The sequence below is a fragment of the Actinoallomurus acaciae genome, assembly GCF_042429965.1.
GTDB classification, from domain to species: Bacteria; Actinomycetota; Actinomycetes; order Streptosporangiales; family Streptosporangiaceae; genus Actinoallomurus; species Actinoallomurus acaciae.
Window position 1 is genome coordinate 1 of sequence record NZ_JBHLZP010000377.1, and the last position, 8,021, is coordinate 8,021.

9 protein-coding genes are annotated in these 8,021 nt (G+C 71.1%); 4 read left to right on the forward strand and 5 right to left on the reverse strand.

Going from position 1 to position 8,021, the window contains the following annotated elements; translation table 11 throughout:
• The coding region (locus ACFFNX_RS35045) for a CDP-alcohol phosphatidyltransferase family protein (RefSeq protein ID WP_378210218.1) at positions 1–498 on the reverse strand (498 nt) is incomplete at its 3' end.
• A 93-nt stretch (positions 499–591) separates the two neighbouring features.
• Here ACFFNX_RS35045 and ACFFNX_RS35050 point away from each other — a divergent pair.
• Positions 592–2,112, forward strand: a complete 1,521-nt coding sequence (locus tag ACFFNX_RS35050; protein ID WP_378210219.1) for a WXG100-like domain-containing protein — start codon at positions 592–594, stop codon at positions 2,110–2,112.
• A gap of 21 nt (positions 2,113–2,133) precedes the next feature.
• Entirely contained in the window at positions 2,134–2,640 is a 507-nt protein-coding gene (locus ACFFNX_RS35055) for a hypothetical protein (RefSeq protein WP_378210220.1), read from the forward strand.
• A gap of 13 nt (positions 2,641–2,653) precedes the next feature.
• On the opposite strand, the gene ACFFNX_RS35060 is transcribed toward ACFFNX_RS35055, so the two are convergent.
• Together ACFFNX_RS35060 and ACFFNX_RS35065 are read right to left on the reverse strand one after the other, a co-directional pair.
• Positions 2,654–3,514 (reverse strand): alpha/beta fold hydrolase, encoded by an 861-nt coding sequence (locus tag ACFFNX_RS35060; protein WP_378210221.1) that lies wholly within the window; start codon positions 3,512–3,514, stop codon positions 2,654–2,656.
• A 66-nt stretch (positions 3,515–3,580) separates the two neighbouring features.
• Positions 3,581–4,204 (reverse strand): TetR/AcrR family transcriptional regulator, encoded by a 624-nt coding sequence (locus ACFFNX_RS35065; RefSeq protein WP_378210222.1) that lies wholly within the window; start codon positions 4,202–4,204, stop codon positions 3,581–3,583.
• Positions 4,205–4,400: 196 nt separating this feature from the next.
• Between ACFFNX_RS35065 and ACFFNX_RS35070 the strand changes: the two genes are divergently transcribed.
• Positions 4,401–5,567, forward strand: coding sequence for an erythromycin esterase family protein (locus ACFFNX_RS35070; RefSeq protein WP_378210223.1), 1,167 nt, complete (start codon positions 4,401–4,403; stop codon positions 5,565–5,567).
• A 34-nt stretch (positions 5,568–5,601) separates the two neighbouring features.
• Here the strand turns inward: ACFFNX_RS35070 and ACFFNX_RS35075 are convergent, their stop codons facing one another.
• Positions 5,602–6,525, reverse strand: a complete 924-nt coding sequence (locus tag ACFFNX_RS35075; RefSeq protein ID WP_378210224.1) for a phosphotransferase family protein — start codon at positions 6,523–6,525, stop codon at positions 5,602–5,604.
• 37 nt (positions 6,526–6,562) lie between these two features.
• Here ACFFNX_RS35075 and ACFFNX_RS35080 point away from each other — a divergent pair, with 37 nt between their 5' ends.
• Positions 6,563–7,342 carry a class I SAM-dependent methyltransferase gene (locus ACFFNX_RS35080; RefSeq protein WP_378210226.1) on the forward strand — a complete coding sequence of 260 codons (780 nt, stop codon included), beginning with the start codon at positions 6,563–6,565 and terminating at the stop codon, positions 7,340–7,342.
• A 3-nt stretch (positions 7,343–7,345) separates the two neighbouring features.
• On the opposite strand, the gene ACFFNX_RS35085 is transcribed toward ACFFNX_RS35080, so the two are convergent.
• A partial coding sequence (locus tag ACFFNX_RS35085; protein WP_378210227.1) for a helix-turn-helix domain-containing protein occupies positions 7,346–8,021 on the reverse strand: 676 nt, incomplete at its 5' end.

Consider the following 8,021-nt stretch of genomic DNA (forward strand, 5'->3'; position numbering starts at 1 on the left):
GAGGTCGGTGGAGGCCTTCAGCAGGACGACGCCGAGCGCCGCCGCGAGGCCGACCGACACCCATGCCGGCGACGCGCCGCGGGCCGCGCGGAAGCCCGCCCCCACGAGGAGCGCGGCGTCGGCCAGGTACGCGCCGAGCCGGTCGAGGTAGATGCCCGTCGCGCTGTTCTGGCCCCGCCACCGGGCCACCTCGCCGTCCACGCAGTCGAACAGCAGGAAGAGCTGGAACAGCAGCGCCGCCGACACGGCCCCCGCCAGGCCGGGGACGAGCAGGGCCGGACCCGAGGCGACGCCGCACACCACCATCGTCCACGTCAGGGCGTCCGGCGTCACCCGGGTACGGACGAGGTGGCGGGTGAGGCGCAACGAGATCCGTCGCATGTACAGGCGGCCCGCCCAGTGTTCACCGTTGCGGCTCCGCAGCTTGGCGCCCGGCTGGCAGACCTCGCGCAACTCGGCCAATTCTGGAACGGTGGACAATGGAGGTGTTCTGAGCATTCGGCAAGGATAGGGGCCAGAGCCGTATCGCAGGCTTTGTTCGGCATCACCCACGCTAGAAATCGGCCAATCCGAAACAGGGGATGTGGCGACATGACGGGCGACAAGGATTCGGTCCGGTTCTCCGTCGAGGTGTTGCTGTATTACGCACCCAGGTTCGACACGGCGGGCTCGACGTTATCGCGGGCCGGGGCGGCGGCGCAGCGGCGGCTGGAAGGATTAGGACCTTTTTGGGGGTCGTCCTGGCCGGACGAGTCGTTCGCCGAATCCTACCGACCGGCGCAGCACTCCGTGCTGGTCATGGCGCAGCAGTGCGCGGCGAACCTGCGGGCGGTGGCGAGCGGCGTCCATCGAACGGCGCACAACTACGGCGTCACCCAGGAGAACGTCAATGCCGACGTCGACCGGATCGCTCAGGCCGCGAGCCGGGAATCGCGATTATTGCATGGCACCGGCGGGCTCCCGCCTCCACCGGACGTGCCCGAAAGCTCCCCGCCGCGCCCACCACGTACGACTCCGAATCCAACCCCGAACCGGTCGCCGACTCCCCCGGCGTCGACCCCTCCCGCCCCACCGAAGACCACGGCACCGACGCCGCCGCGAACTCCGAGTCCGGCTCCGGAGGCATCGCCGGACCCGGACGCGTGGAAGCGGAGCGGGGCGACCTACTTCTTCGGGCCGTTCCCCCGGGGCAAGCCGGAACTGATGGAACAGGCCGCCGAGGCGTGGCGAGACCTCGCCACCGCGTTACGCACCGCTTGGGAGGACACCCAGCACTACGCGGCCTACGTGATGGCCGAAAGCGAAGGTCCGGCCGCCGACGGGTTCCAGCGCCAGGTGGAACGGCTGGTGGACTACAACAAGGGATCGCTGACGCTGACGCTGCAGGCGTGTGAGCACACCGAGCGTTCCTGCCGGGACCAGGCCCAGGCGATCCGCGACCTGAAGCGCCAGTTCGACGAACTCGCGTGGGAGTTCGCCCTCACGTTCATCGTCGGCGAGATCGTCGCCGCGTTCTTGGCCGCTCCCACCGCGGGGGGTAGCGAGGCCGCCGGCCAGGCCGCCGAAGCGGCCGAAGCCGGCGGCATCACCGCCCGCGCGATGGCGTTGCTCCGCCAGTTCATCGGAGCGGTCGTGGCTCGCATGAAGGCCGTCGGTTCGGCGCTGAGGGACCTCGCACGAGTGCTACCGGCTTCGGAACGAGAGGCCGCCGGTCTGAGCAGGTCGGCCGTCACGATCAGTAAGAATCAGCTCACGGACGCCGAGGAGGCACAGGCCAGAGAACTCGCCGACCATCTCGGCGGGAAGGAGTTTACCGGGCCACCGACGAATAATTTCGAAGGCATCGACGGCTGGCTCGACGGCCGGTCGGTCAGCCTCAAGGAGTACTCCGGAACGTCCCCGTCCGCCGTGCTGAAACACGCGGTCAAAGCCGAGAGCCAGGCGACCAACGCGGGCTACGATAACGTGACGCTGTATATCAAGGCGCCGAACATGTCGGCGACCCGACTAGCCGACTTCGCAAAGAACGGGCCACTGTCGCAGATTCCGGGACGCGAGTCGATCGGACAGATCTATATCCGCACGGCGGACGGATGGCTTAAATTCCCTTAACAGCTACTCGCGGGAGGACAGGTGGCGGTCGAATGGTGGACACGAGTCAACCAGGGCTTTTCAGTGGCGGAGCTGCTGAGGTCCATCACGGCGGCCCTTGACGACATAGGTTTTCCCCGGATTCGATTGTTCCCGAGCCCCGAAGACGCCACAGGCGAGGTCATCGGCGTCGGCCAGGCCGACCTCGACATCAGGATCTCGACAGCGGACGGCAAGCATTCGACAACGTTCAGCCTGCAGGACTTCGGTGACCCGGATGATCCGGAACTCGGCGGATGGATCACGGTCACCCCGTGGCGGGACAACCTCTCCGTCGTTCTCTCGATAGCCACCATCATCGCCGCGGCAAAACTGACGAACGCTCCGGTCGTCGACGAGTCGCAGTTGCTGGGCAGCAGGCGTCAGCCTCCTGAATATCTGATCGAGACCCTGAAGAGGTATTCGCCGGCACCGGCGGCTTCGCCCGATGAGAACGCGCGATCACTGTTGCGAGGCTTCCAACCCGGCCTGCTGATAGAAGGCCGGTAGACGGGACCCGGGTTCACCCACGGGTGAAGGCGCGGATGAGTTCGGCGAGTCTCGCCGGGCGGTCCAGGGGGATGAGCGTGTCGCTGTCGTCGACCTCGGCCAGGCGTCCCTGCGGCAGGAGGGCGGCCAGGCGGCGGCCGTGGTCCAGGGGCATGACGCGGTCCTCCACGGCCCACACCACCAGGGCCGGGCGGTCGAACCTCGGCAGGCGTTCGGCGGCGGCCAGCATCACGTCCGGGTCCGCCGCGGCGGCCCGCAGGACCCGTACGGTGTCGCGGCGGATCTCCGGCCGGGTGAGCACGGGACGCATCCACCGCGCGGTGGCCGCGTCGCCCCGCCTCGTCAGGTGACCGAACGCGAGCGGCAGGCGCCGTACGGGACGAAGCCGCATCTGCTGCATGAACAGGCCGAACAGCCGCGGTGACAACCGGCCCGAACGCACCAGCGTGCGGCCGGTCAGGCCCGGCGGGAAGTTGTCGAAGGCGTCGCAGGAGACCAGCACCGCCCGCGCCACGCGCGGCCGGTCCTCGCCGATGAGGAGCTGGACGAGCGCGCCGCCCGTGTCGTTGCCGACCAGGGTGACATCGCGCAGGTCGAGGCGGTCGAGGAACTCCGCCACCAGCCTCGCCACGCCCGGGAGCGACAGGTCCGCCCCGGGATCCATCGCCCGGCGGTGCGCGCCCAGGGGCAGCGTCGGGACCACGCATCGGTGGTCGGCGGACAGGTCCGCGACCGGGCCGTCCCACAGCGAGGCGTCCATCATCAGGCCGTGCAGGAGGACGAGTACCGGTCCCTCGCCGGTGTCCTCGTACTCGATGACGCCACCGGACAGGGTGACCTCTTTTTTCGTGCCGCCGGTTCTGTTTCCGTCCATGGCGAACCTCCACTCTCCTACGAGAAGTGAACCATGTGGTTCGCATGTGCTCCGCAGGGGGTACGGCTAGCCGGCGGCCTCCTCGCGTTCCAGCATCCCGACCAGGGCCTCGACGCCCGCGCCGACCCCCGCGTCGTCCTCACCGATCAGCCGTTCCAGCAGGAAGCCGCGCAGGGTCGCGAGGACCATCTGGGCGACCCGGGTCCTGCGCTCCTCGGTCCAGCCGTCCGGGCACAGGGACCGCAGCAGCGGCAGGTACTGCCCCGATGCCTCCCGCCCCAGCTCGACGTACCGCGCCGGGTCGTACATCGCCAGGCCCATCGCCTGGTCGAGCACCCGCCGCAGCCCCGGCTCCTCCTCCATCAGGATCGGCCAGATGGCGCGTACGCCGTCCGCGAGCGTGCCGCCCCGCGCGGCGATGGCGGGCAGCGCGTTGCCGATACGACGCTCGCGCAGGTTGAAGACGGCCTGCCGGAGCAGGTCCTCGGCCCCGTCGAAGTGGTAGAGCAGCACCTTGTGCGTGGTACCGGCCGCACGGGCGGCGCGCCGGAGCGAGAAGTCCACGAGCCCGTTCACCGCCAGGTCGTCGGTGACCCGATCGAGCAGCTCGCGCCGTCGCGCCTCACCACGCGGCGACCCCGCCGACCGCCGATAACCCGCACGCGAGCCGTCATGGGCAGAGGTGTTCATGCCACCAGCTTCCCAAGCCGGGGTGGGGTCGTGGCCTGCGCAGAGGGGGCGACCCCCTGGAATTTTCGCGGTGAGAGGCCGCTGGGCGTTCGGCCACCGACCTCATGGATGCATCGCCGATTGAGGGTCCTTCGAGGTAAGAGCAGGGTTTTCAGGAAAAAGTCTCCACCGAGTGTTCGACGATACCGTTCAATGCATGGACATCAAGGACACGGCCCGGCCGCTCGACGGGGCGAGCGTATCGGCGTTCCTCCGGTCGCTTCCCGCCCGGCCTCTGCTGCTCGGCCTGGGCGAGGCCAGGCACTTCGTGGGGGAACTCGGCGAGCTGCGCAACGAGATCTTCCGGCATCTGGTCGAGCACGAGGGCTACCGGTCGTTCGCCATCGAGAGCGACTGCCTCATGGGCCTCGTGGTGGACGACCACATCACGACGGGCACGGGCACGCTCGACGACGTCATGGAACGCGGCTTCAGCCACCGCTTCGGCACGTCACCGGCCAACCGCGAACTCGTGCGCTGGATGCGCGCGTACAACGAGGAACACGACGAGAAGCTGCGGTTCTTCGGATTCGACGGCCCGCTGGAGTACTGGGCGGCGAGCCCGCGCCAGGCGCTCACCGCCCTCCACGCCCTCCTCGACGGCCCGCTCCCCTGCACCCGGGAGACCCTCGACACACTGCTGGGCCCGGACGACCGGTGGTCGAACGAGGCCACGGCCATGGATCCGTCCCAGTCGATCGGCCGGTCCGCCGACGCTCAGCGGCTGCGGCTGATCGCCGACGACCTGGTGGCGCTGCTCGACACGCAGGCGCCGCGGCTGGGCGCGGAGGACCGGGAGCGGGCGGCCCTGTACGGGCGCACCGCCACCGGCCTGCTCCGCTACCACCACTGGATGGCCGACGCGTCCCCGGCACGGTGGACCCGGCTGTCGGCCCTGCGCGGCGCGATGATGGCCGCCAACCTGCGTGCCGTCGCCGAGCACGGCCCGGCCCTGGTCTTCGCCGGCAACCTGCACCTGCAACGGAACAAGAGCGTCATGCCGTTCGGCGACCAGTCGCTGGAGTGGTGGAGCGCGGGGGCGATCGCCGGGACGTACCTGGGCGACCGGTACGCCTTCCTGGCCTCGGCCTTCGGCACGGTCGGCGACGACACCCCGCCCCCGGACACCGTCGAGGGCATCCTGTCCGCGCTCCCGTGGGACCGCTCCCTCATCGACGCCCGCCGCCTGGCCGAGGCCGTCACGAAGCCCGCCCCGCGCGTCTCCCGGGACTTCGCCTATTTCCCGCTGGACCCGGCCCGGCTCGACCTGATCGACGGCATCGTCTTCCTCGAACAGGTCGTCAGGCTGGTCAAGCTGGGCTGACACGGCGGCCGATGCGGCCCCGCGCGGCCACGGTTCAGAGCGAGCGGGGCACTCCCCCGGCGGTCCAGCGCCGGATCCGCTCCGCCGCCTGGTCGGCCACCGGATGGCCGGCGGGGCGGGTCACCAGGTCGCTGAGCGCGAACATGTCGAGCACGCGCCCCAGGTAGCCCCAGTCCTCATGCAGCGGCAGGCCGGCGGGTGGATGATCGGCGAAGCCCGTACGGAAGCCGTCGAGGAAGGCCGCCGGGTAGTCGTCCCCGAAGCGTCCCATGTTGGCGGCGTCGCCGTACGGGCAGCCGGAGTAGGCGAACTCCCAGTCCAGGACGGCCTCGACGCGCCAGCCCGCGCGGGTGCGGGCGACCAGGATGTTCTTGGGGTTGAGGTCGGCGTGCACGAGCCGCGTGTGGCCGTCGACGGCGGCGAGCGCCGGGGCGCAGGCCCGGCACAGGTCCACCCAGGCATGCCGCGTGGCCTCGTCCAGCCGGGCGTCGGACGTCGCGGCCATGCACTTGTCCGCGACCTCGGGAAGCTGCTCGGACCACGGACGCTCCGGGCCGACGGTCAGCGACTCATCGGTGAAGAAGCCCCGGCGGTCGAAGCGCACCGCGGCGATGCCGGCGACGACCCTCCCGACCTCCTCGCCGAGTTCGCGCATCCGCGCGCCGTCGCCGAGCACCCGGGCGAGCAGCCTGCCCGTCACGTGCTCCACGAGCATGACGGCCCGGGTGCGCTCCGTCGCGGGAAGGACGGCCATGACCTCCGGGACGGGCGCGTGACGGCGGGCCGTCGCCATCACCGCCGCCTCCACGGCCGGGTCGGGGCCGCCGACCCGGGCCACGACCCGGCCTCCCCCGTACGTGATCAGGCACGTCTCGTGGGAGAAGCCGCCCGCCAGCGTGGACACCGTCACCGTGCCGCCGAGCGCCTCGACGATCGCGTCCGTCTCCTCTGGTCGCATCGGGCAAGTCAACCACCGGCCGTGAGAACGTGGGGGCGTGGAGCTTCGCGAGACGTTCGACCTGGTGGCCTCGCTGTACCAGCGGGCCCGGCCGGAATATCCGGACGCGCTGTACGACGACCTGCTCGCCCTGACGGGCGTGGCGCCGTCCGCGCGGCTGCTCGAAGTGGGCTGCGGGCCGGGCAAGGCGACGCTGCCGCTCGCCCGCCGGGGGTTCCGCATCACCGCCGTCGAACTCGGCACGGCCCTCGCGGCGGAGGCCCGGCGCCGGCTCGCCGGGTTCCCGCGGGTCGAGGTGGTCACGTCGTCGTTCGAGGAGTGGGAGCCCGCCGGAGCCCCGTACGACCTCGTGTACGCGGCCACGGCGTGGAAGTGGGTCGACCCAGGCGTCCGGTACGCGAAGGCGGCCGCGCTCCTGCGACCGGGCGGACGGCTGGCCGTGTGGGACGCCGGGCACGCGTTCCCCGCGGGTTTCGACCCCTTCTTCACCGAGATCCAGCAGGTGTACGAAGCGCTCGGCGAGCGCGAGGAGGCATGGCCGCCGCCCCGGCCCGAGGATCAGCCGGACCCGCACGCGGCGGACTTCGCGGCGTCCGGGCGGTTCGAGGTCGTGGGCACGCGCCGCCACGTCTGGGCCCGGCGCTACACGGCCGAGGAGTACCTGGCGCTGCTCGACACCTTCTCCGGCCACATCGCGATGGCCCCGGAGCGGCGCGAACACCTCTACGCCGAGATCCGCCGCCGCCTCGCCGCCCGGCCGGACGGACGCCTCACCCGGCACTGGTCGGCCGTGCTCACCGTCGGCCGTCGCGTGTGAGGCCTACGCGACGGCGAAGGCACGCCGGTAGGCCGACGGCGAGGTGCGCATCGCCCTGGTGAAGTGGGACCGGTACGTCACCGGGCTGGCGAAGCCGACCGTACGGGCGATCTCCTCGATCGGCGCCGAGGTCCGCTCCAGGAGCGGCAGGCTCGCCTGGATCCGCTGGTGGATCAGCCAGCGGATCGGGCTGGTCCCCGTACAGCGGGCGAAGTGGCGCAGGTACGTGCGCGTGGACATGTGCGCACGCCGCGCCAGGGTCTCGACCGTGATCTCCCGCCGGAGGTCCGTCAGGGCCCAGGCCATGGTGCCGGTGATCCGGTCGTCGTCGAGGTCGCTCGGCATGGGAGCCTCGATGAACTGGGCCTGCCCGCCCTCACGGTGCGGCGGGACGACCAGCCGGCGCGCCACGGCGTTGGCGATGTTCGGGCCGTGGTCGCGGCGCACCAGGTGCAGGCACAGGTCCAGGCCCGCCGCGCTGCCGGCGCTGGTCAGCACGTCGCCGTCGTCGATGTAGAGGACGTCCGGGTCGACCCGTACGCGAGGGAAGCGGCGGCGCAGCAGGTCCGCGTACTGCCAGTGGGTGGTCGCCCGCCGGCCGTCCAGCAGGCCCGCGGCGGCCAGCGCGAACGCCCCCGAGCAGATCGAGACGACACGGGCGCCCCGGGCGTGCGGGCGT